The sequence below is a fragment of the Neoaquamicrobium sediminum genome, from assembly GCF_013240295.1.
Lineage (GTDB): Bacteria > Pseudomonadota > Alphaproteobacteria > Rhizobiales > Rhizobiaceae > Aerobium > Aerobium sediminum.
On sequence record NZ_JABETK010000002.1, the window covers coordinates 1,418,455 to 1,439,812 of the forward strand.

22 protein-coding genes and 1 pseudogene are annotated in these 21,358 nt (G+C 63.8%); 10 read left to right on the plus strand and 13 right to left on the minus strand.

Features of this window, described 5'->3' with window-relative positions; genetic code table 11:
• Nucleotides 1–39: 39 nt before the first annotated feature.
• From HK436_RS18850 to HK436_RS18860, 3 genes are all read right to left on the minus strand, one after another.
• A complete protein-coding gene (locus HK436_RS18850) occupies nt 40–525 on the minus strand; it encodes an SRPBCC domain-containing protein (RefSeq protein WP_173192205.1) in 486 nt (161 codons plus the stop codon).
• The gene (locus HK436_RS18855; RefSeq protein ID WP_173192207.1) at nt 522–860 is read right to left on the minus strand and encodes an ArsR/SmtB family transcription factor; all 339 of its coding nucleotides are present in this window, start codon (nt 858–860) and stop codon (nt 522–524) included. Before HK436_RS18855 ends, HK436_RS18850 begins: the two co-directional genes overlap by 4 nt.
• A 122-nt stretch (nt 861–982) precedes the next feature.
• On the minus strand, nt 983–2,356 hold the full coding sequence (locus tag HK436_RS18860) for a serine hydrolase domain-containing protein (RefSeq protein WP_173192209.1): 1,374 nt from the start codon (nt 2,354–2,356) through the stop codon (nt 983–985).
• A 186-nt stretch (nt 2,357–2,542) separates the two neighbouring features.
• Here HK436_RS18860 and HK436_RS18865 point away from each other — a divergent pair, with 186 nt between their 5' ends.
• Both HK436_RS18865 and HK436_RS18870 read left to right on the plus strand, forming a co-directional pair.
• Nucleotides 2,543–3,394, plus strand: a complete 852-nt coding sequence (locus HK436_RS18865) for a glycoside hydrolase family 25 protein (RefSeq protein WP_173193627.1) — start codon at nt 2,543–2,545, stop codon at nt 3,392–3,394.
• A gap of 71 nt (nt 3,395–3,465) precedes the next feature.
• Entirely contained in the window at nt 3,466–4,638 is a 1,173-nt protein-coding gene (locus tag HK436_RS18870; RefSeq protein ID WP_173192211.1) for a lytic murein transglycosylase, read from the plus strand.
• A gap of 37 nt (nt 4,639–4,675) precedes the next feature.
• Here HK436_RS18870 and HK436_RS18875 read toward each other — a convergent pair whose 3' ends face one another.
• Complete coding sequence (locus HK436_RS18875) at nt 4,676–5,896, minus strand: alanine racemase (protein WP_173192213.1); 1,221 nt, start codon at nt 5,894–5,896, stop codon at nt 4,676–4,678.
• A 172-nt stretch (nt 5,897–6,068) separates the two neighbouring features.
• On the opposite strand from HK436_RS18875, the gene HK436_RS18880 reads away from it, so the two are divergent.
• On the plus strand, nt 6,069–6,989 hold the full coding sequence (locus HK436_RS18880; RefSeq protein ID WP_173192215.1) for a DMT family transporter: 921 nt from the start codon (nt 6,069–6,071) through the stop codon (nt 6,987–6,989).
• Nucleotides 6,990–7,353: 364 nt separating this feature from the next.
• On the opposite strand, the gene metF is transcribed toward HK436_RS18880, so the two are convergent.
• Both metF and HK436_RS18890 read right to left on the minus strand, forming a co-directional pair.
• Nucleotides 7,354–8,265, minus strand: coding sequence for a methylenetetrahydrofolate reductase [NAD(P)H] (metF, locus tag HK436_RS18885; protein ID WP_173192217.1), 912 nt, complete (start codon nt 8,263–8,265; stop codon nt 7,354–7,356).
• Nucleotides 8,265–9,284, minus strand: a complete 1,020-nt coding sequence (locus HK436_RS18890; protein ID WP_173192219.1) for an ArsR/SmtB family transcription factor — start codon at nt 9,282–9,284, stop codon at nt 8,265–8,267. Before HK436_RS18890 ends, metF begins: the two co-directional genes overlap by 1 nt.
• Nucleotides 9,285–9,389: 105 nt before the next feature.
• Here HK436_RS18890 and tsaA point away from each other — a divergent pair, with 105 nt between their 5' ends.
• Both tsaA and HK436_RS18900 read left to right on the plus strand, forming a co-directional pair.
• On the plus strand, nt 9,390–9,893 hold the full coding sequence (gene tsaA / locus HK436_RS18895) for a tRNA (N6-threonylcarbamoyladenosine(37)-N6)-methyltransferase TrmO (RefSeq protein ID WP_244649044.1): 504 nt from the start codon (nt 9,390–9,392) through the stop codon (nt 9,891–9,893).
• Nucleotides 9,890–10,207: a DUF2293 domain-containing protein gene (locus tag HK436_RS18900; protein ID WP_173192221.1), complete on the plus strand. Its 318-nt coding sequence runs from the start codon at nt 9,890–9,892 to the stop codon at nt 10,205–10,207. The genes tsaA and HK436_RS18900 overlap by 4 nt, the downstream gene beginning before the upstream one ends.
• A 9-nt stretch (nt 10,208–10,216) precedes the next feature.
• On the opposite strand, the gene HK436_RS18905 is transcribed toward HK436_RS18900, so the two are convergent.
• The 4 genes and pseudogenes from HK436_RS18905 to ettA all read right to left on the minus strand — a co-directional run bounded on the left by HK436_RS18905 (nt 10,217) and on the right by ettA (nt 14,292).
• The gene (locus tag HK436_RS18905) at nt 10,217–10,594 is read right to left on the minus strand and encodes a nuclear transport factor 2 family protein (protein WP_173192223.1); all 378 of its coding nucleotides are present in this window, start codon (nt 10,592–10,594) and stop codon (nt 10,217–10,219) included.
• 31 nt (nt 10,595–10,625) lie between these two features.
• Nucleotides 10,626–11,243, minus strand: coding sequence for an MOSC domain-containing protein (locus HK436_RS18910; protein ID WP_173192225.1), 618 nt, complete (start codon nt 11,241–11,243; stop codon nt 10,626–10,628).
• A 93-nt stretch (nt 11,244–11,336) separates the two neighbouring features.
• On the minus strand, nt 11,337–12,458 hold the full coding sequence (locus HK436_RS18915; protein ID WP_173192227.1) for a beta-ketoacyl-ACP synthase III: 1,122 nt from the start codon (nt 12,456–12,458) through the stop codon (nt 11,337–11,339).
• A gap of 184 nt (nt 12,459–12,642) precedes the next feature.
• Nucleotides 12,643–14,292: pseudogene (gene ettA, locus HK436_RS18920) on the minus strand (energy-dependent translational throttle protein EttA).
• Nucleotides 14,293–14,516: 224 nt separating this feature from the next.
• On the opposite strand from ettA, the gene HK436_RS18925 reads away from it, so the two are divergent.
• From HK436_RS18925 to zigA, 4 genes are all read left to right on the plus strand, one after another.
• Nucleotides 14,517–14,951: a curlin gene (locus tag HK436_RS18925; RefSeq protein ID WP_173192229.1), complete on the plus strand. Its 435-nt coding sequence runs from the start codon at nt 14,517–14,519 to the stop codon at nt 14,949–14,951.
• 79 nt (nt 14,952–15,030) lie between these two features.
• Nucleotides 15,031–15,411, plus strand: a complete 381-nt coding sequence (csgH, locus tag HK436_RS18930; RefSeq protein WP_173192231.1) for a curli-like amyloid fiber formation chaperone CsgH — start codon at nt 15,031–15,033, stop codon at nt 15,409–15,411.
• Between the two features lie 184 nt (nt 15,412–15,595).
• Nucleotides 15,596–16,015 carry a curlin gene (locus HK436_RS18935; protein WP_173192233.1) on the plus strand — a complete coding sequence of 140 codons (420 nt, stop codon included), beginning with the start codon at nt 15,596–15,598 and terminating at the stop codon, nt 16,013–16,015.
• 156 nt (nt 16,016–16,171) lie between these two features.
• Nucleotides 16,172–17,395 carry a zinc metallochaperone GTPase ZigA gene (gene zigA / locus HK436_RS18940; protein WP_173192235.1) on the plus strand — a complete coding sequence of 408 codons (1,224 nt, stop codon included), beginning with the start codon at nt 16,172–16,174 and terminating at the stop codon, nt 17,393–17,395.
• Nucleotides 17,396–17,419: 24 nt separating this feature from the next.
• On the opposite strand, the gene HK436_RS18945 is transcribed toward zigA, so the two are convergent.
• The 3 genes from HK436_RS18945 to HK436_RS18955 all read right to left on the minus strand — a co-directional run bounded on the left by HK436_RS18945 (nt 17,420) and on the right by HK436_RS18955 (nt 20,092).
• Nucleotides 17,420–18,202: an ABC transporter permease gene (locus HK436_RS18945; protein ID WP_173192236.1), complete on the minus strand. Its 783-nt coding sequence runs from the start codon at nt 18,200–18,202 to the stop codon at nt 17,420–17,422.
• A complete protein-coding gene (locus HK436_RS18950; RefSeq protein WP_173192238.1) occupies nt 18,199–18,990 on the minus strand; it encodes an ABC transporter ATP-binding protein in 792 nt (263 codons plus the stop codon). The genes HK436_RS18945 and HK436_RS18950 overlap by 4 nt, the downstream gene beginning before the upstream one ends.
• Nucleotides 18,991–19,057: 67 nt before the next feature.
• Nucleotides 19,058–20,092 carry an ABC transporter substrate-binding protein gene (locus HK436_RS18955; protein WP_173192240.1) on the minus strand — a complete coding sequence of 345 codons (1,035 nt, stop codon included), beginning with the start codon at nt 20,090–20,092 and terminating at the stop codon, nt 19,058–19,060.
• Between the two features lie 240 nt (nt 20,093–20,332).
• On the opposite strand from HK436_RS18955, the gene HK436_RS18960 reads away from it, so the two are divergent.
• Nucleotides 20,333–21,277, plus strand: coding sequence for an alpha/beta fold hydrolase (locus HK436_RS18960; RefSeq protein WP_173192242.1), 945 nt, complete (start codon nt 20,333–20,335; stop codon nt 21,275–21,277).
• Nucleotides 21,278–21,358: the final 81 nt, after the last annotated feature.

Consider the following 21,358-nt stretch of genomic DNA (forward strand, 5'->3'; position numbering starts at 1 on the left):
GAGGATGATCGACGCGACGCCGGGAGGCAAGATGGGGCCTCAGGCCGCGAGCTTGCCCGCCGCGATAAGCTCTTCCATCCGCGCGTAGCTCGCCTCCATGCCCTGGTCCATGCCGGTGGCAAGCATCGCCTCGCGCGTCGCGCTATCGGGCAGCGTCATGCGCATGGTCATCAGCGTGCCGTCGCCGTCCGGCGCGAAACGCGTCTCGATATGATTGTCCGGCGTGGGGTCGGGCAGGTGCATGCGCTCGACATGCTCGATACGGCTGAACGGCTCCAGCGCAATATATTCACCGGTGAGGTGGAACCCGTTGCCGTTGCCGTCCGACCATGCGTAGCGGACGTTACCGCCCGGCTTCGCCTCGTTGATGCACTCGGTCATTGTCCAGCCGTCCGGGCCCAGCATCCACTTGCGGATCAGCTCCGACTCGGTATGCGCACGATAGACCGTCTCGGGGCGCGCGGCGAAATGACGGGTGACGACGACATGAGTATCGCCCTCGGTGACGAGCTTCAGTTTGCTCATTGGTCTTCCTTTCCTTCGTTCTGTTCAAGTTCTGCCAGGACTGCGTCGAGCCGGTCGTAATTGGCCTCCATCGCCTTCCTCAGCCAGTCGAGCCAGCGGTCGATCTCTTTGATCGCCTGTGGCGCCAGACGGCATGGCCGTTTCGCGCCCTCCACCCTCCGCGTGATCAGCCCCGCCCCTTCCAGCACCTTGAGATGCCGGGAGATTGCGGGCTGCGACATCGCGAACGGCTCCGCCAGTTCCATCACCGTCGCCTCGCCGGTTGCGAGCCTTGAAAGGATCGCGCGCCGGGTCGGGTCCGACAAAGCCGCAAACGCGGCATCGAGAGTGCTCATCTCCAATCACTCCTATAACTTCAATGTTATATAACACATAAGTTATGTCAATGGGAAAAATCCGTTTGCATGCGCCGACCGCCCGGGCGCATCAGTGTCGTCAGAAAATCGGAAGCCTGCGCCTAGTCGTTTTCGCCAGGCAGCAACGCTGCGAGCGCGGCGACAAGCGGTTCCGGTCGATGACCGAGCTTCGAAGGCGTCAGACCGAGCCTGACCACCACCAACCTTTGCGACGGCACGACGGCCACGGTCTGTCCGTCATGCCCCCGCAGCCAGAACGTATCTTCGGGAAGCCCCGGCGCTGCGGCCCCGGCGTCCGAGCCCTCCAGCCAGACTTGCCCGCGCCCGTATTTGCCGTCGGAGGCCGGCGCCTCTTCGCGCATCCACGACACAAACCCTTCCGGAAGAACCTGCTGCCCTCGCCACTCGCCTTCATCGAGCAGGAACTGCCCGAACCGGGCCCAATCGCGTCCGGTCGCATAGAGATAGGATGAGCCGACGAAGGTGCCGCTTGCATCGGGCTCCAGCACCGCGCTGGTCATGCCGATGGGCGCAAAGAGCGCTTCGCGCGGAAAGGCGAACGCTTCGGCCGGATCCTCGAAGGCATTCTGCCAGATGCGCGAAAGGAGAACGGTCGTGCCGCTGGAATAGCTGAAGGTCTCGCCGATCGCTCCCGCCAGCGGCTTGTCGGCCGCGAATGCCGCCATGTCCGGCTGCAGGTAGAGCATGCGGGTCACATCGGTGACGTCGCCATAGTCCTCGTTGAATTCCAGCCCGCTCGACATCGCCATAAGGTCGGCGATGGTGATCGTTCCGCGCTCGTCGACGTCCCATTCCTCGAACAGCCCGTCCTGGTCGAGCGACAGCCTGCCCTCGCCGACCAGCGCGCCGATGATGGCAGCGGTCAAGCTCTTGGTCATCGACCAGCCCAGCAGCGGCGTCTCCGGCCCTGAGCCGTCGCCATAGCGTTCGCCGACAATGCGCCCATTGTGAACCACGACGACGGCGCGCATGCCAGGACCGGTCAACGCCGCATCGTCCAGCACGGCGGCAAGCGCGGGGTCCTGCGATGCCTCGACACGCTCGCCGAACGGCCACAGTGCATTCGGGTTCGGCGTCCCGGCTGCCGGAATCGGCCCCAACGCCGCAAGTTCCGCGCCGGCCGGCAGGGTCGCACAGCCCGCACCCTCGCGGTAAACGGCGCGTCCCTCTCCGAACAGCCTGAGAAGCTTGGCCGAAACGCTGCCGGCCGCCTCGTCCACGTCAACGTAGATGTATTTCAGCAGCGGGTGCCCAGGCGCCTGCACGTCGAGCGCCAGCACGGCCTGTGCATCGCGTCCGGCCAGGAAATGATTGGAACACACGATCTTGGCCGAATAGGCGGTTCCCACCCGGATCAGCGCAGGCGGCGCGAAGTAGAGCCAGCCCGCGGCTCCCACCACCACGAGCACGACGAGAAGCAGCAGCCCCTTGAGTATCTTGCCGACGATTCGCATCTTTCCCCGCTCACCCCATGACTTTGTCGTGAACTCTTGGCAGGAAGCGACGGAAAATCAATGCTTTCGGTGATGAGGCAGCAGCGCGCGCCGGCGGCGCGGATGACGGACCGGCAGGCATCGATTATTGCTGACCTTGGTGCGCAGGCGATTCGAACGCTGCCGCAATGGACCTCGGGGGATTTGATGCTGCGGATCGCGGCCCTTGTATTGACCGCTTTTGTCGCCGCCTGCACCAGCGTCAGCTACGATTTCGGAGATATTTCACCCGAATCGTCATCTCCGACCCGTGCGTCTGCACCGCTCGCTTCCGGTGCCCGCAATACGTCCGCATTTCGTGTGGCCGTGCGCAATCCGCGTTTCGGAGACCGCAAGCCGCATCCCTGGGCGGATCGCGCGCCTTGGACCTATGCCGTCCACGGCACCGACGCGTCCAAATATCAGGGCCCGGTCGATTGGAAAGCCGCGAGAGCCGCTGGCATCTCCTTCGCCTTCATCAAGGCGACCGAGGGTGGCGACCGGCTCGACGACTATTTTCACGAGCACTGGCGAGGAACGAAGGCCGCCGGCATTCCCCGCTCAGCCTACCACTTCTACTATTTCTGCCGGCCGGCGCGTGAGCAGGCTGCCTGGTTCATCCGCAACGTACCGCGTGAGGCGGGCACGCTGCCCCATGTGCTGGACATGGAATGGAACCACCTTTCGCCGACCTGCCGCCTGCGCCCGCCCGCAGCCACCGTGCAGCGCGAGATGCGTGTCTTCCTTGATATGCTGGAACGGCACTACGGCAAGCGCCCCATCATCTACACCTCGATCGATTTCTACCACGACAACAAGCTCGAGGATTTCGGTGGCTATGATTTCTGGCTGCGCTCCGTGTCCGCGCATCCGGACGAGCGCTACAACCGCGAGCGCTTCCTGTTCTGGCAATATACCGGCACCGGCGAAGTTCCGGGCATGAGCGGCGACGCCGACATCAACGTCTTCAACGGCAGCGAGGCGCAATGGTATGCCTGGTTGCAGAAAAATGCCCGGTAACGCCGAATTTACGCCGTGTTCGGGCGTTTGAAGGCTAGGACTCGAAGCCCCTGCCTCCCGGAGACCTACAGATGAAAACGACGCTGGCCGCCCTTACCCTGACGCTCGCGACAGCCGGGCCAGCGCTGGCGCAGCAATGCGGCGGCGACCTTTCCGCCTGGCGCGCCGGCGTCGCGCAGGAGGCTCAGGCGGCAGGGGTCGGCCAGCGGGGGCTCGCAGCGCTCGACAATGCGCGCATCGACGAGCGCGTGCTCAGCCGCGACAGGGCCCAGGGCGTTTTCACGCAGACCTTCACCGAGTTCGCCGGCCGCATGATCAACAGCTATCGCCTGGAACAGGGCGGAAGCCTGCTGCGGCGCCACGCGGACCTATTCGCCAAGGCGGAGCGCGACTACGGGGTGCCAGGGCCGGTAATTGCCGCCTTCTGGGCACTTGAAACTGACTTCGGCGCGGTACAGGGCGATTTCAACACGCTGAACGCGCTGGTCACGCTGGCCCACGACTGCCGTCGCCCGGAACTGTTCCGCCCGCAGCTCGTGCCGATGCTGACGTTGATCGACAATGGCACGCTGCCCGCCGACAGCCAGGGCGCCTGGGCCGGCGAGATCGGCCAGACCCAGATGCTGCCGTCCGACATCCTCAAGCTCGGCGTCGACGGTGATGGCGACGGCGTGGTCGACATGCGCAAAAGCGTACCCGACGTGATCCTCACCACCGGCCGCAAGATCCAGTCGCGCGGCTGGCGCGCCGGCGAGCCGTGGATGCTGGAGGTGCAGGTTCCCGATGAACTGCCGTGGGAGGAAACCGGGCGCGTCAATCGCCTGCCCATTTCGCAGTGGACGGAATGGGGCGTTACAAAGCGCGACGGCAGCCCGCTAGACGCAGGCGCCCCGGACGCAGGCCTCGCTTTGCCGATGGGCCACAAGGGCCCCGCCTTTCTCGTCTACCCGAACTTCGACGTCTACCTCGAGTGGAACCAGTCGTTCACTTACACGCTGACCGCCGCCAATCTGGCGACCCGGCTGGCCGGCGCGCCGCGTTTCGACGCGCGCAGCCCCGAGCAGGGCCTTACCGGCGACGCCATGAAGCTCCTGCAGCAGAAACTGCTCGATCGTGGCCACGACGTGGGCGGTATTGATGGCATTCTCGGAGCGATGACCCGCGAGGCGGTGCGCGTCGAGCAGCAGCGCCTCGGCCTGCCGGTCGACGGCTGGCCAACGCCGGCACTGCTGACGAACCTGTGAGGGTGAAGGAAGTAAGGCACCCTGCTGCCCTACTCCCTTAATCCGCCATCGTTTCCAGGCTGGCAAAGCCTTCCGGCGCCGCGCCGGCATCGAACGGCGTCGCGATCTCGACGAAGGTGTCGGGATAGAAGCCGTTGAAGCGCGTGCGCAGCGATAGCGAATAGGCTCCGATATGGCCGATCTCTATCCAGTCGCCCGTGTCGACAGTTTCCGGCAGCCAGAACGGCCGCGAAAGAATGTCTACGGAATCGCAAGTCGCCCCGCAAACCCGGAACGGCACGACCTTCTGCTTGTCGCCGTTGCGATGCCGGATCGCGGGGTCCGGAATGAAGCGGGCCGGCAGCGTGATCTTGCCGGTCCATGAATCCGACAGCGACGCCCAGATGCCGTCATTGATGTAGAGCCGCCTGCCCTTTCGCAGCAGCACTCGCACGATCAGCGAGAAGGCGCGCGCGACGATCACCCGGCCGGGCTCGGCGACCAGCGGTGTCTCGCCGAAACCCCATTCCGTGATATCACCGCGCAGCCGCGACATGATCTGCCCGAGAGAGGGCATCTCCGGCTTCTTGCGGTTCGGGTCATGGCCATATTCGGCCGGGAATCCACCTCCGACATCCAGCGCGACAATGTCGGCCTCGGCGCGGTTGCGCACCCAGTCGGCGGAAGCGAGCGCCCGTTCGTACGTGTCCGGATCCTCGATCTGGCTGCCGACGTGAAAGCACAAACCGACCTTGAAGCCGCCGCGCGCCAGCCGGTCGGCGAGCTCGACGGCGGTCGCCGGCCCTGCCCCGAACTTTTTCGAAAGCTCGTAGGCGGCGCTGCCCTTGGTCTGGATGCGCACAAAAACGGTGACCTTCGCCGGGTCAATGTCGAGCGCCTTGACGACACGCGTCAGCTTGACGATCTCGTCCTCGTGGTCGATCGCGATCACGCGGATGCCGTATTCCTCCAGCGCGAGCCGGATGTGCGACTGCGCCTTGATCGGGTGCATGTAGAGCATCTCGGCCTGCGGCGCGATCGCGCGCACGTCTGCGATTTCCTGCGGCGAGGCGACGTCGAACGCCGTCACCCCTGCCTCGGCAAGCGCCTTGAGCACCATCTTCTCGCCATTGGTCTTGACCGCATAGGCCGTCTTGCCGGGAAACATCGACATGAATTCCCGACAATCCTGCTTCAGCACCTCGGGGCGAAAGCAATAGACCGGATCGTCGGGACGAAGCGCGAGCGCTGCTTCGCGGGCATTCTCGAATCGCTGCAAGGGCGGCCTCCTCGATATTTGGGGCGAGCCTAACAGGCTGCGATGCCGCAAAAAAGACGATGTCTATCGATGCCGGCCACCTCGCGCCAACATATGGACCAAATCACGAAACGGGTGGTGAAACGCTCTGCGCAAGCCCTATTGTCCGCCGAACACCGAGGAGCCTGCCGATATGAGTGAAGCCGCCGTGTCCCCACCTGCACGCCGCGCAATGAGCGCGCGGGACTGGGGTATGCTCGTATTGCTCGGCGCGATCTGGGGCGGCTCGTTCTTTTTCGCGCGCGTCGCGGTCACCGAGATCCCGCCGCTCACCCTGGTGCTGTTTCGCGTCGGCATCGCCGCTCTGGCGCTTCACCTCTACCTCGCCGTTGCCGGACCGTCTTTCCGGCTCGCTTTCCCGATGGCCGCCAGCTTCTTTCTGCTGGCGATCCTCAACAATATCATCCCCTTCACGCTGATGTTCGCCGGCCAGACGGAACTCGGCGCGGGTGCGGCCTCCATCCTCAACGCGACCACGCCGTTCTGGACGATGATCCTCGCCAACATGCTCACCGATGACGAGAAACTGTCCTGGAACAAGAGTATTGGCATCGGCTTCGGCATGGCAGGCACCGCGGTGATGATTGGCCCGGGCGTCATCACAGACGCCGGCGCGCCGGTCTGGGCCAAGCTTGCACTCGTGGGCATGGCGCTCTCCTACGCGCTGGCCGTCATCTATGCGCGCCGGTTCCGCGCCCTGCCGCCGCAGGTGGTCGCAACCGGGCAGTTGACCGCCTCCACCATCATCATGATCCCTGTGGTTCTGCTGTGGCACGGCCCTGAAGGTCTTTTTGCAGCAAGCCCACCCGTCTGGGCCGCCGTTCTAGGGCTCGCTGTGCTGGCAACCTCCTTCGCCTACATCCTCTATTTCAGCCTCATCCGCTCCGCGGGCGCCACCAACGCCTCGCTTGTAACGCTGCTGGTGCCTGTCAGCGCCATACTGCTTGGCGCGCTCTTCCTCGGCGAGCGACTGGAGATATTCGAGATGGCCGGCATGGGTCTGATCGCGCTGGGCCTGCTCACCATCGACGGGCGCGTTTTCGGCCGCGGATAGATGTCGCTTCGTCACAATTTTTCAACAGCGGGACGCGAGTTCGTTTTGCCAGCGAAAACAAGAAACTGCGCGCGACAGTTCTAACGGATGCCGGACTGGCTTCGCAGCGCAGCATAAAATGCGCTTGCCTGCCGTGCAAAGCTGCCTAGAATCTCCACCATAGTCGTAGAGGAGACTATGCCATGGGACTTGCACGACCACTCAACACGTTGATCATTTGTGCTGCGTTTGCCTTCGTAGGCGCCCTCATAATGGGTATATTGGCATAAAGGCGGGGCCGTCACTTCCCTGAAGCGACACATGAACACGACGAAAAGGCCGGACAACCCTCCGGCCTTTTTGTTGTCTGGACCTGCGAAAGCGCCTAGGCGGCTGCGGCGGCAGTGCGGACCTGCGGCCTGATCCCGATCAGGTGACAGATCGCGAAGGCCAGATCGGCACGGTTCATCGTGTAGAAGTGGAATTCGCCGATGCCCCGCTCGACAAGGTCCAGCACCTGCTCGGCCGCGATCGCGGCGGCAACGAGAGCATGGGTCTGCGGGTCGTTCTCGAGCCCCTCGAAGCGCTCCGCCAGCCATGCGGGCACATGGGTGCCGCAGCGGGCCGAGAAATTCGCCACCTGCTTGAAGTTGTGGATGGGCAGCACGCCCGGCACGATCGGGATGTAGATGCCTGCCCTGCGCACGCGCTCGACATAACGCTCGTAGAGATCATTATCGAAGAAGAACTGGGTGATCGCGCGCGTCGCGCCATTGTCGACTTTGCGCTTTAGCATGTCGATGTCGGTGGCGAAATCGGCGCTTTCCGGGTGCTTTTCCGGATATGCCGAGACCGAGACCTCGAAATCGCCGATCCTGCGGATGGCGCCGACCAGCTCCGCACCGTTCGAATAGCCCTGAGGATGCGGCCTGTAGGCCTCGCCCACGCCCGCCGCCGGGTCGCCGCGCAGCGCAACGAAACGGGTCACGCCAAGGCTTGCGAAGTCGCGCACCACCGCGTCGACGTCCTCGCGCGTGGCATCGACGCAGGTCATGTGCGCGGCGGGTTTCAGGCTGCTGCCGGTCAGAATGCGCCCGACCGTGCGGGCGGTACGCTCACGGGTCGATCCGCCCGCGCCGTAGGTGACGGAGACGTATTGCGGCGCCAGCGGCTCGAGCCGCGTGATCGTCTCCCACAGGCGGCTTTCCATCTCGTCCGACTTCGGCGGAAAGAACTCGAACGAGACCTTGATCCGGTCGCCAATATCGGTGCGGCGGGACAGGCGGGGATCGGCCATCAAACGGTCTCCTTGGGGGCAGTCTGTATTGCTTGGGAAGAATCGGCGATCAGCAGGCGGCGGTCGCGCGCCACCCACAACTTCACGGTCAGGCCGGATGCGCCCGCAGTCGGCGCAAAAGCGCGCTCCGCTTCCAGTTCGAGCCCGGCCTCCTCCAGCCAGTCGGCGATCTGGCGGTCGGAAAAACCGAGCCGGACATGGGCATGCTCGTCGCGCAGGAACTCATGTGTGTGCGGGGCGAAATCGACAATCACCAGCCGCCCGGCCGGCCGAAGCAGCCGCGACGCCTCGCGGATCGCAAGACCGGGGTCTTCAAGGTAATGCAGCACCTGATGCATCGTCACGAGGTCGAAGGCATCGCGTTCGACCGGCGGCGCGTAGAGATCGCCCTGGCGCACCTGCGCATGGGCGACATCGGCCTGGTCGAGGTTGGCGCGGGCGACCGATAGCATCTCCCGCGACAGGTCGATGCCAACGCCGCGCCGGTAGAGCGGCGCGAACAGCTCCAGCAGCCGCCCCGTGCCGGTGCCGAGGTCGAGCATCGCCTGGAACGGGCGCTCACCGATCAGTTCCGTCAAAGCGGCTTCGACGGCCCCATCGGGCACATGCAGGGACCTGATCTGGTCCCAGCTCGCCGCATTGGCGCTGAAGTAATCGGCTGCCTTCTCCTGCCGGCGGCGCTTGACCGACGACAGCCGTTCAAGGTCCCGCTCCACAATGGCGTCGGCAGCGTCCACACGACCGATCACGCCGCTCAGGAAGTCCCGCGCCGCCTCGCCGTCCGATAGTCGGAAATAGGCCCACGAGCCTTCCTGATAGCGTTCGATGAGCTGTGCATCCATCAGAAGCTTGAGGTGGCGCGACACGCGCGGCTGCGACTGGTTGAGGATTTCGGTGAGGTCGGTCACGGTCAGGTCGCCCCGCGACAGGAGCAGCAAAATCCGCAGGCGGCTGGATTCGGCAGCCGCCTTCAGCGTATCAACCATCATGTTCAGGCCGGTCGAGGAGCGCGTCAGCATCCCAATCTCCAGAAAGACATAAAGATATATTTATATCGATCAGGAGCCGCTGGCAAGCACCATGTCGCGATCCGGCCAAGAAATGACGCTGCCATGGAAAGCAGGATGACCACCAAAGACAAGCGTGACGGCGAGACCGAACTGGATTTCGACCCGGCCGAAATGGCCACGGATGCGGGCATGGTCTTCATAGGCCGCGTGCGCTCGCCCTGGACCCGCAGGGAGGAATGCCCAAAGAACATGGCCGCCGCACGCGAGCGCGGGATGCCCGCTTCTGTGGAGGTCGATGCGACGTGGCGAGCCGGATTGGCAGGGCTGGAGCGCGTCAGCCATATCGCCTTGCTCACATGGCTTGACCGCGCGCCGCGCAACCTCATCGTCCAGAAGCCGCGCCATGCCTCGCAGCTGCGCGGCGTCTTCGCGCTGCGCTCGCCCGCGCGGCCCAACCCGATCGGCCTGCATGTCGTGCGGCTTGTCGATCTTGATCCCGAAGCTGGTATTCTGATGCTGGAGGCGATCGACGTGCTCGACGGCACACCCGTCATCGACATCAAGCCCTACTACGCGTCGACCGATGCCGTTCCGGACGCCGTGGTCGGCCAGCCATGAACCCCTCGACCAACCGGCAGCGCGCCATCGCCAAGGCGCTGACCACACTGCTGCCGATGGCGCCCTACGCCGATATCGAGAAGATCAGGGAGATGGCGAGCGTGCGCAAGATGCGCGACCTGCCGGCCTCCATCGCCGTCTGGATCGCCACCGTGACCTACGTACGCCACGAGCATTCGAGCTACGACACGCTGCTCGCCGAAGGCTACGACCGCGACGCGGCGCGCTTCTTCGTCGTCGACGAGATGAACGAGACACTGACGAGATGGCGCGCGACGCGGCTCCTCGACCCGGACGATTCCGAGGCGGACTGATCCGCCCCGTCAGCTCTCGTCGATGATCCTCGAGATCAAGCCATCGGAAAGCTCAAAATATGACGCGCCGCGGAAGGCGAGTTCCTGCCCCGCTTTCCAGCCGTTCGGCAGGTCGGCCGCCACGGTCGCCGTGTAGTCGATCTCGACAATGGTGTTCCCGGCGACGGTGATCGCGTGGGTGACGGTCTGCCGCCGTGCAGCGAATGCGGCAGCGCCAGCCCGTGCCAGCGTCGCAAATTCCGGCTTGCCACGGGTTTCGGCGTTTACTGTACCTTCCGCGATGTTCTGGAAATGCACGTCCTCCGTCAGGCGGACGAGCATCGCATCGACATCGATCGCATTATACGCGGCGATATAGCTTTCGATCGGCGTGGGCAGCTCAGCCATCGGTGTTCCTTCACTCAGCTTTTTCCGAAAATCAGGTCGGATAAATCCATTGTTCGGGAATACGCACGGAAATCTCCTCGCCCGCTTCGACGCGGCCGGGCTTTTCCACCCACGCAACAAGGCCGCGCAGCCGCCGCGCCACTTTCGGGAACAGCAGCGAGCCCGCCTCGTGATCGGCCATGCCGGCATTTGCAGCAACCGAACGACCGGCGACCCGACACGGCACGTTCTGCCCGTCCACCTTCAGCGTTACGCCATTCTTGAAAAACAGCATCGTGCCAGACGGCAGCATCGAAAGCTGCGGCACGCCGTCGATCAGCAGATTGGCGCCGATCCACTCCGGCTTGACCTCTTCGATCCCCATGCGTGTGGCGATCCCCGCCAGTTCGTCAGGCGCGACGATCGACAGATGGCGTTCGTTGCGCATCTCGGTTCCGCGCGGATACCAAGGCTCGCGACCGCCCGAGCGCCGAGTGTTTCCGGCATGGTAATCGCCGGCAATGCCCTCGAACGTGATGTCGAGCGCGTCGACCGGTCGCGTCTCGAAATGATTGGCGGGCGCCAGGAAAACGCCCGTGGCCCTGCCGAGCAGCTTCTTCGCCGGCCGGATCACGATTTCACCGCTGTCTGCGTCAAACAGGTCGAGCATCTTCGTCGCCTCCGTTTCGAGCGCGCGAAGTTGCCCGTGGCAGGCACCGTAGTCCAGACAAAAACCGTGATGAACCTATTCGCGAGCGTGATGCTACATCATGCGCAGCAGCGCGCCGCCGATCGAATAGCCGGCCCCGTAGGTGCACAGGAGCCCGTAGTCGCCGGCCTGCATGTCCTTATGATTCTCCTGAAGGGCCACCACCGCGCCGGCAGCCGCAGTGTTGCCGAGCCGGTCGAGCACCATCGGCGCGCGGTCGTGCCCGACCTCCTTGCCGAAGGCGAGCTTCAGGATCATCTGGTTCATGCGCGCATTGGCCTGATGCAGCCAGAAGCGCCGCACCGTATCCGGCGTGCGGCCATGCTCCGCGAGAAAATCGACGATGAAGCGATGGCTGGCGATGGTGACATCCTTGAAGACCTTGTTGCCCTGCTGCTTGATGAGGTTGCCCTCCATCTGCACGACGCTTGTCTCTTCCTGCGCAGCGCGGTTCAGATAGCTGAAATTGGTACGGATGTTGTTCGAGAACTGCGTCCAGTTGCGTGTCTCGACCACCTCGAAACGGCCCGGCACGACATCGTCAGGGCCGGCAGCCTCCACAAGAATCGCGGTGGCCGCATCGCCGAAGATGAAATGCGTCTGCCGGTCGCGGAAGTTGAGATGTGCCGTGATCAGCTCCGGCGTCACCACCAGCGCCCGGCGATGGGCACCCGTACGCACCAAGTTGAATGCGACATGCAGGCCGGCCGCCGCCGACGAGCAGCCGAGGCTCAGATCGAAGGCGGCGCCGCCAGCTCCGATCTCCTTCTGGATTTCGATGCCGATCGACGGGTAGAGGCGCTGAAGATGCGAGGAGGCACAGATAATCAGGTCGACATCGGCCGCCTCGACCCCGGCATCGGCAAGCGCGTTGCGCGCGGCGGCGGCGCCGAACTCGGCCAGCACCGACAGGTCGTCGTCGTCGCGCGCCGGAATGCGCGGCGCCATGCGCGAAGTGTCCAGAATGCCGTCGCGGGTGTGCACATGCCGGTTGAGAATGCCGGAGGCATGCGCGATGAACCCGGCGCTCGATTTCTGCAGCGGTTCCAGTCCGTCGGCCGCTCGCCGCACGTTCTCCAGGTCGACCCAGCCGTTGAAGCTCTCGACCAGTTCTTCGTTGGAGATGGAGGCTTTCGGTATTTCGACGCCGAGGCCGCTGATGATGACACGCTGCATTCTACTTGTCCCGGACATGCGGCCGCACGGCCACATCGCGGCCATTTCAGGTCACGTTATCAGATAGCCCAATCTACAGACGATTGCGTTTAAGCCAACTTAACTTAGCGGCACGGCCAGCAAGCTGCCAATCCAACCCGGTGCAAGCAATGAGGGCAGCCTGTGTGGCTGCCCTCGGTAAGCGTCAGCGCGTCAGCCGCTTATACGTCACCCGCTTCGGATTGACCGAGTCGGGACCGAGGCGGCGGATCTTGTCCTGCTCGTAGTCCTCGAAATTGCCTTCGAACCACTCGACATGGCTGTCCCCCTCGAAGGAGAGGATATGCGTCGCGAGGCGATCGAGGAACATGCGATCGTGCGAGATGATGACGGCGCAGCCGGCGAAATTCTCCAGCGCGTCCTCGAGGGCCGCCAGCGTCTCTGTATCGAGATCGTTGGTGGGCTCGTCGAGCAGGATGACGTTGCCGCCCGACTTCAGCATCTTGGCCAGATGCACGCGGTTGCGCTGGCCGCCGGACAGATTGCCCACCTTCTGCTGCTGGTCGCCGCCCTTGAAGTTGAACGACGAGCAATAGGCGCGGCTGTTCACCTCGTGCTTGCCGAGCTTGATGATGTCGTTGCCGCCGGAGATTTCTTCCCAGACCGTCTTGTTGGGATCGAGATGGTCGCGGCTCTGGTCGACATAGCCGAGATGCACAGTCTCGCCGACGCGGATGTCGCCCGCATCCGGCTTCTCCGCGCCGGTGATCATCTTGAACAGCGTCGACTTGCCCGCGCCGTTCGGTCCGATCACGCCGACGATGCCGCCGGGCGGCAGCTTGAATTCCAGGTCGTCGATCAGCAGCCGGTCGCCGAAACCCTTGGAAAGGCCGTCGGCTTCGATGACGACCTGACCCAGCCGCTCGCCCACCGGAATGACGATCTGTGCGTCGCCGGGGCGGCGATCGTTGGCTGCGTCGACTAGCTCGTCATAGGCCCTGATACGTGCCTTCGACTTGGCCTGCCGCGCCTTCGGAGAAGACGAAATCCACTCGCGCTCGCGCGCCAGCGCCTTCTGGCGGGCGCCCTCCTCGCGCTCTTCCTGCGCCATGCGCTTGGCCTTGGCTTCCAGATAGGCCGAATAATTGCCCTCATAGGGAATGCCACGGCCACGGTCGAGTTCGAGAATCCAGCCGGTGACATTGTCGAGGAAGTAGCGATCGTGGGTGATGATCAGCACGGAGCCCGGATATTCGCGCAGGTGCTTTTCCAGCCACGCGGTGGTCTCGGCGTCGAGATGGTTGGTCGGCTCGTCGAGGAGCAGCAGGTCTGGCTGCTGCAGAAGCAGCTTGCAGAGCGCTACGCGGCGGCGCTCGCCGCCCGACAGCTTGGTCACGTCGGCATCGCCCGGAGGGCAGCGCAGCGCTTCCATCGCCATCTCGACCTGGCTGTCGAGGTCCCAAAGGTTCTGGCTGTCGATGACGTCCTGCAAGCTTGGCCGCCTCGTCGGCGGTCTCGTCACTGTAGTCCATCATCAATTCGTTATAGCGGTCGAGGATCGCCTTCTTCTTCGCAACCCCTCCATGACGTTGCCCATCACGTCCTTGGATTCGTCGAGCTGCGGCTCCTGTGGCAGGTACCCGCAGGTCGCGCCGTCGGCCAACCAAGCCTCGCCGGTGAACTCCTTGTCGAGCCCGGCCATGATCTTGAGAATGGTCGACTTGCCTGCCCCGTTGGGGCCGAGAATGCCGATCTTGGCGTCGGGATAGAAGGAAAGGTGGATGTTCTCCAGCACCTTCTTGGGGCCGTAGGCCTTGGTGAGGCCCGACATGTGATAGATGAACTGGCGTGCCATGGCGCGCGAAGACTCCGTTGTGCCTGTGCGGGAAGAAATGGTCGGCGCGTATGTAGGCGAAACGGCGCGCAAGGGCAATGACGCAGGCCCGCCCGACGCATTCCCCGCTCCCCATTTTTCGGTGAACGCCGGCTGAACGCCCGGTTCAGAACCGGTTCTGACTGCCTCGGCGATAGTGGCATCGTTCTCGAAACGAACACCACACAAGACCCGGAGCAAACACCATGAACACGAAACTCTTCATCACCGCCACCGTCGCAGCCGTCATCGGTTTCACCTCGGCTCCCGCAATGGCCAACAGCGTCTGGCTCGACCAGTTCGGTCATCGCAACGAAGCAGGCGGCCGCCAGACCGGCTACAACAACGCGATCGGCATCCACCAGGACGGCTCGCGCAACAGCGCCATCGGCAACCAGCGCGGCGGCCGCAACACCATCGCCATCGGCCAGAACGGCTGGCGGAACACCGTTCGCGCAGAACAGCGCGGCCGCTTCAACGAGGCTGGTGCGGCCCAGTTCGGCACCAACCACAATTCGATCATCATCCAGGACGGACGCGGCAACATCGCTGCAGGCGTTCAGGTGGGTAACGGCTGCGATGCGGAAGTCAGGCAGAACGGCAGCGGCAACGTCGCAGCCTTCGTGCAGACCTGCCGCTGAAGCCGATGACCGCCACCGCATGGCCGGGAGGTGCGACGGACGCCCTCCCGGCATTCCTCTCGAAACAAGGAGCACGACCATGACCATCGGACGCAAGCATCTGCCTATCCTCGCCCTCGGCGTGGCGGCAACCATCGGTGCGGGCTTCGCGGCGGCCGGCAACGGCCAGGCCAGCGGCCCCCTTTCCTGCGAGATCGTCGCCACCCCCTCCGGCGGCATGACAGCCATCGAAGGCGTGGCGCACAGCAACTCGGCACTGACCGGCAACTACCGGCTGCGCGTGAGCGGCCCCGGCACCAATATCAGCCAGGGCGGACCGTTCGATGCCGCCGCGGGCCGCCCCGCCACGCTGGGTTCCGTCATGCTTGGCGGTTCCGGCGGCAGCTACGACGTGCGGCTGGAAGTCGAGGCCGGCGGTGCCACCGTTTCCTGCTCGGAACGCATCGGTAGCTGGCTCTGAACGACCATGCCACAGTCGACTGACGAAGCCCCGGCCCGCCGGGGCTTTTTTTTTCTTTGTCGGCCATGCCGGCGCGACTGCCGAGCTGTTAACGCCACATGAACGCGCGGTTCCGAACCGGTTCAGGCGCGCCCCCTCATGATCGCTCCATAGAATTCAACGCAGCTTCAAGAGGAGAACGACCATGATCCGCACCACCCGCAAGACGCTCGCCGCAACCCTCGCCGCAGCAACCATCGCGACCGCAGCGCTGAGCGCTGTCCCCGCCCATGCCGGCGGCTCGCTCAGTGTCCATCTTCAGCCCCGCAACGCCCAGGAAGAACAGGCAATGCGCGCAGGCTTGGCCATCTACTCCATCGCCAACGCGGTGAAGGGCGGCGCTAGCATCAGGCAGCTCGGCAACGGCAATGCCGGCGGCATCGCCCAGAACGGTTGGGGCAATCAGGGCATCGTCCACCAGGAAGGCAACGGCCACAACGGCACGATCACCCAGAACGGCAACGGCAACGCCTACGGCCTGTTTCAGTTCGGACGCAACACCAATGGCCATGTCGCGCAGAACGGCAATGGCGGCACTGGCGCGACCTTCCAGTTCGGTTGGTAAGCTCGCACTTTCATCCTCGGTTTCAGCAGGCCCGCCAGGCGCGGGCCTGTCGCTTTTTGAGGACAGCTCCGCCACCCCGCGCAAGCGCGCTTGCCTCAGCCGAGCTATTAATGTAATAACATTACATTCCTTACTCACATAGCGCGAAAGCATCTTATGTCCGCCCAAATCAGCCCGCAGCCACGCCTTCCCGTCACCGTCCTCTCCGGTTTCCTGGGCGCAGGCAAGACCACGCTTCTCAACCACGTGCTCAACAATCGCGAGGGCCGCCGCGTCGCCGTCATCGTCAACGACATGAGCGAAGTGAACATTGATGCGGCACTGGTGCGAGAAGGCGGCGCGAACCTTTCCCGGACGGACGAGCAACTGGTCGAGATGACCAATGGCTGCATCTGCTGCACGCTCCGCGATGACCTGCTCCAAGAGGTTCGCCGGCTTTCACGCGAAGGGCGCTTCGACTACCTGCTCATCGAGGGCACCGGCATCGCCGAGCCCCTGCCCGTGGCGACCACGTTCGATTTTCGCGACGAGAATGGCGAAAGCCTCTCGGACGTGGCGCGACTCGATACCATGGTCACCGTGGTCGACGCGGCAAACCTGTTGAAGGACTACGCCTCCTCGGACTTCCTGAGAGATCGCGGCGAGACCGCGGGTGATGACGACGACCGCGCGCTGGTAGACTTGCTCGTCGAACAGATCGAGTTCGCCGACGTGATCGTGCTCAACAAGATCTCCGACACCTCCGCGCACGAATTGGACCTTGCCCGCAAGATCGTTCGCGCGCTCAATCCCGAAGCCCAACTGATCGAAACGGATTTCGCCCGCGTGCCGCTAGACCGCGTGCTCGATACTGGCTTGTTCGACTTTGAAAAGGCGCAGAGCAACCCGCTGTGGTTCAAGGAGCTGAACGGCTTCCAGGACCACGTTCCCGAGACCGAGGAATACGGCATCCGCTCCTTCGTCTACCGCGAGAGGCGGCCCTTCGACCCGCAGAAGCTCCAAGCCTTCGTCAACCGCTCGTGGCCCGGCGTGGTGCGCGCCAAGGGGTTCTTCTGGCTGGCGACGAGACCGCATCACGTCGGCGAACTCAGCCAGGCCGGCGCACTCGTGCGTACCGGCAAGCGTGGCCTGTGGTGGGCATCTGTTCCCAAACACCAGTGGCCGGATCACCCGGAATGGCGCGCTGCGATGCGACCCTATCTAGACCCGATCTGGGGTGACCGCCGTCAGGAACTCGTCTTCATCGGCTGCGACCCCATGGACGAAGACAGGATCCGCGCCGAACTCGACGCATGCCTCGTGCCGGAACGCGATTTCATGCCCGGCCGCTGGCGCGATCTCGCCGACCCCTTCCCCAGCTGGGATCGGCAAGCCGCTTGACGCAACGCGCGCTCGGTCGACGGGTTACACCTGAGCCATCTGGCTGCGATGCGCCCAGCCGGTCATCCGCATCTCCACCCAGGCCATCACCGCGTACATGATGATGCCCTCGATGGCGAGCATGATGAGGCCGGCCCATACCAGGGGCACGTTGAACTGGCTCTGCGCCGCCAGCATCATGTGACCGAGACCGGAATTTGCGGCGACGGTCTCGGCAATCACCGAGCCGACGAATGCAAGCGTGATCGCGATCTTCAGCGAGCCGAAGAAATAGGGCATCGAGCGTGGAATGCCGACCTTCAGCATGATGTCCATCTTCTTCGCGCCGAGCGCGCGCAGCACATCCTCCATCTCCGGCTCGATCGTCGCGAGCCCGGTGGCGACGTTCACGACGATCGGGAAGAACGCGATCAGAAAGGCCGTCAGTATCGCGGGGATCGTGCCGATACCGAACCAGATGACGAGGATAGGCACCACCGCAACCTTGGGAATGGCGTTGAAGCCGACCATCAGGGGGTAAAGGCCGGCATAGATGAACCGCGACCAGCCGACGAGGATGCCGAGCGCCAGCCCGCCGACGACAGCCAGTATAAAGCCGACCGTGGTCGTGTAGAGCGTCTGCAGCGAGTTCTTCCAAATTGCCGGCCAGTACTGCCAGATCGCCCCGGCAATGTTGGTTGGCGCCGGCAGCAGATAAGGCGGCAGGTTGAAGACCCGCACCGCCAGCTCCCACACGATGAACAACCCGCCCGTATAGAGCCACGGCGCGGCCTTCACCCAGTCGAACCCCTTCGATTGCACGCTCATGCCGCTTTCCTCGCATCTGCGATGTCGCCGCGCAGTTCGTGCACGATGTCGTTGAAATCGGACTGGTAGAGAATTTCCAGGTCGCGCGGGCGCGCGAACGGAACGGTCTGGTTCTTGATGATGCGGCCCGGCCTCGCGCTCATGACGAAGATGCGGTCGGCAAGGAAAACCGCTTCGCGCAGGTCATGCGTGACGAGAACGATCGTCACGCCCTGGGCTGCATGCAGGTCGCGGATCACGCACCAGAGTTCCTCGCGGGTGAAGGAATCGAGCGCACCGAACGGCTCGTCGAGCATCAGCAGGTCGGGTTCGTGGATCAGCGCACGGCAGAGATTGGCGCGCTGCTGCATGCCGCCGGAAAGCTGCCAGGGATATTTCTGGCCGAAGCCCTTCAGGCCGACGGTCTCCAGCAGCCTCTCGGCCTTTTCGACATATTCGGCCTTGTGACGACGCAGCCGATGGCGATGACGGTCGACCACCTCCAGCGGCAGCAGGATATTGTCGAGCGTCGTCCGCCAAGGCAGCATCGTCGGGTTCTGGAAGGCCATGCCGACGATGTTGACCGGTTTCGTCACCCGCGCGCCGGCAACGGTCACCGCCCCCTCTTGCGGGATGTAGAGCCCGGTGACGAGTTTCATCAATGTCGACTTGCCGCAGCCGGACGGTCCGACGACGGCGGCGAACTCGCCGGTTGCGACTTCAAGTGAAAGGCCCTCGACCGCCAGCAGCCCCTGCGGGCCGCCATAACGCATATCGACGTCCTGAATGGTGACGAGTGCTTCGCTCATCTGCCCTCTGCTGCCCTTGAGATAAACATGCGGGAGCCCAGGGCTCCCGCATCAGCGCCTGATCTGGTCAGGGCAGCATCCGCTCTTCCTTCGGCGGCAGGTACGACGCATCGAACACGTCGCCGGGACCGACGGCACCCTTCAGCCCCATCGAGACCTTCAGATACTCGATCGATTGGGTGAGCTTGGCCTCATCGATGCCGCCGAAGCCGTTCTCGACCACGTAGGGCGTCTTGATGTTGAGCGCATTGGCCATGTCGAGGCGTTCGCGCTCGATGTCCGCGTTCAGCACCTCGTTGCGCTTCATCACGGCCGCAACACCCGCGTCCGGATCGGCAACCGCGTCGGCGAAACCCTTGGCTAGCGCCTTGAGGAAGCCCTTGACCGCGTCGGGGTTGGCCTCGGCGAAGTCGGTGTTGATGAGGATCGAATTTCCGTAGAGGTCGAGGCCGTTCTCCGCCATCAGGATCATCGAGATGTCGTCGGCCGGCACGCCCTGCGCCTTGAGGTTGAGCACCGAGGAGAACGCAAAGCCGAAGATGCCATCGACCTGGCCCTGCGCTAGCATTGGTTCGCGCACCGGGAAGCCGACGCTCTCGATCGTCACCTTGGATTCATCGATGCCGGCGGCCTGGACGAAGGCCGGCCACTGCGCAAACGCTCCATCCGGCGGGGGCGCCCCCAGCTTCTTTCCTTCCACGGACTTCGGATCCTCGGTGACCCCGAGCGACTTGCGGCCGATGATGGAGAAAGGCGGACGCTCGTAGACCACCATCGCGGCGCGGATCTTCTGCGACGGATCCTCGTCGAGGAACTTGATCAGCGAATTGATGTCGCCGAAGCCCATCTGGTAGGCGCCCGTAGCGACACGCGGAATGGCCTCGACCGACCCGTTGCCGGAATCGATCGTGACGTTGAGGCCCTCGGCCTCGAAATGCCCGTTGTCGATGGCCAGGAAGAAGCCGGCCGCCGGTCCCTCGAACTTCCAGTCGAGCGTGAACTTTATGTCGGTCTGCGCGGCGGCCGGCGCGGCCATCGCGCCCATTGCGATACCGCCGGCCAACAAGGTCGCGGCCAGCGAAAACGATCTGCGTGTGAACATTGGAACCCCATCCGGATAGACGTTTATTTTTATGCCGGCATGAAACAGCCTGCCGACATGCTTGGCAAGCCCTTCGCCTAACCGTTAAGCACCAACAGGCGATGCCCATTTCTCGCGCATTTCTGAGCGAAGGATCATAATTTCCGCCGATTTGCCGGCTTCGTCGGTGCGCAGGGATAGCCTGACGATAGACTTCGCGCTACGGCTTGAAAGTCTTTCGCACAAAATACGAATACCGCTATGACCTTCGACACGCAGAAAACCGTGGAATCGCTGACAGGCGCAACGCTCAATCTCTACACCGCCGCCCCAAAGGCGCCGCGCGCAGTGGTGCAGCTCAACCACGGCCTTTCCGAGCATGCCGCCCGCTATGCGCGTTTCGCGGCGTTCCTCAAGGCTCGTGGCGTCGCGCTCTACGCGCACGATCATCGCGGTCATGGCCATACGAAGGCTCCCGATGCGCCCCTCGGCCACTTCGGTACGGAACCCGCCGCCCATAAGGTGGTCGCCGACGTCGCCGCCGTGCATGACGCCATCGCCCGCGACCATCCTGGCGTTCCGGTCATCGTCTTCGGCCATTCGATGGGCTCGCTGATCGCCATGAACTTCATGCTGAAACATTCGGACCGCGCAGCCGGAGCAGCCATCTGGAATGGCAATTTCTCAGCAGGCGTTCTCGGCAGGCTCGCGCAACTCTTGCTTGCCTGGGAAACCTTCCGACTGGGTTCGGACGTGCCCTCGCGCATCCTCCCGAAACTGACGTTCGGGGCATGGGCGAAAGAGGCCAGCGACGGCCGCACGCCGTTCGACTGGCTGTCGCGCGATCAGGCGGAAGTCGACCTTTATATCGCCGATCCCCTGTGCGGGTGGGATCCGTCCGTCGGCATGTGGAAGGCCGTATTCGACTTCGTATTCGCCGGCGCGGACGACCGCAATTTCGCGGACATCCCGAGGAACATGCCGTTTCACCTGATTGGCGGTAGCGGTGACCCCGAATCCCGCTTCGGCAAGACCGTCACGCATCTCGCCGACCGCATGCGGCGGATGGGCTTTTCGAATCTCGTTTCAACGATTTACCCGGAAACCCGCCACGAATCTCTCAACGAGTTGAATCGCGATGTCATCATGGCCGACTTCGGCAGGTGGATCGACGATGCCGTGCTGGGCGAAGCCGCAAAACGCTAGCCGCCCTTGGAATGGAGGCTCCAGCGGCGCCACGCGGATAATGCATAAACGGCATTATCCTATTCGGAGTTTTCGGTTAAC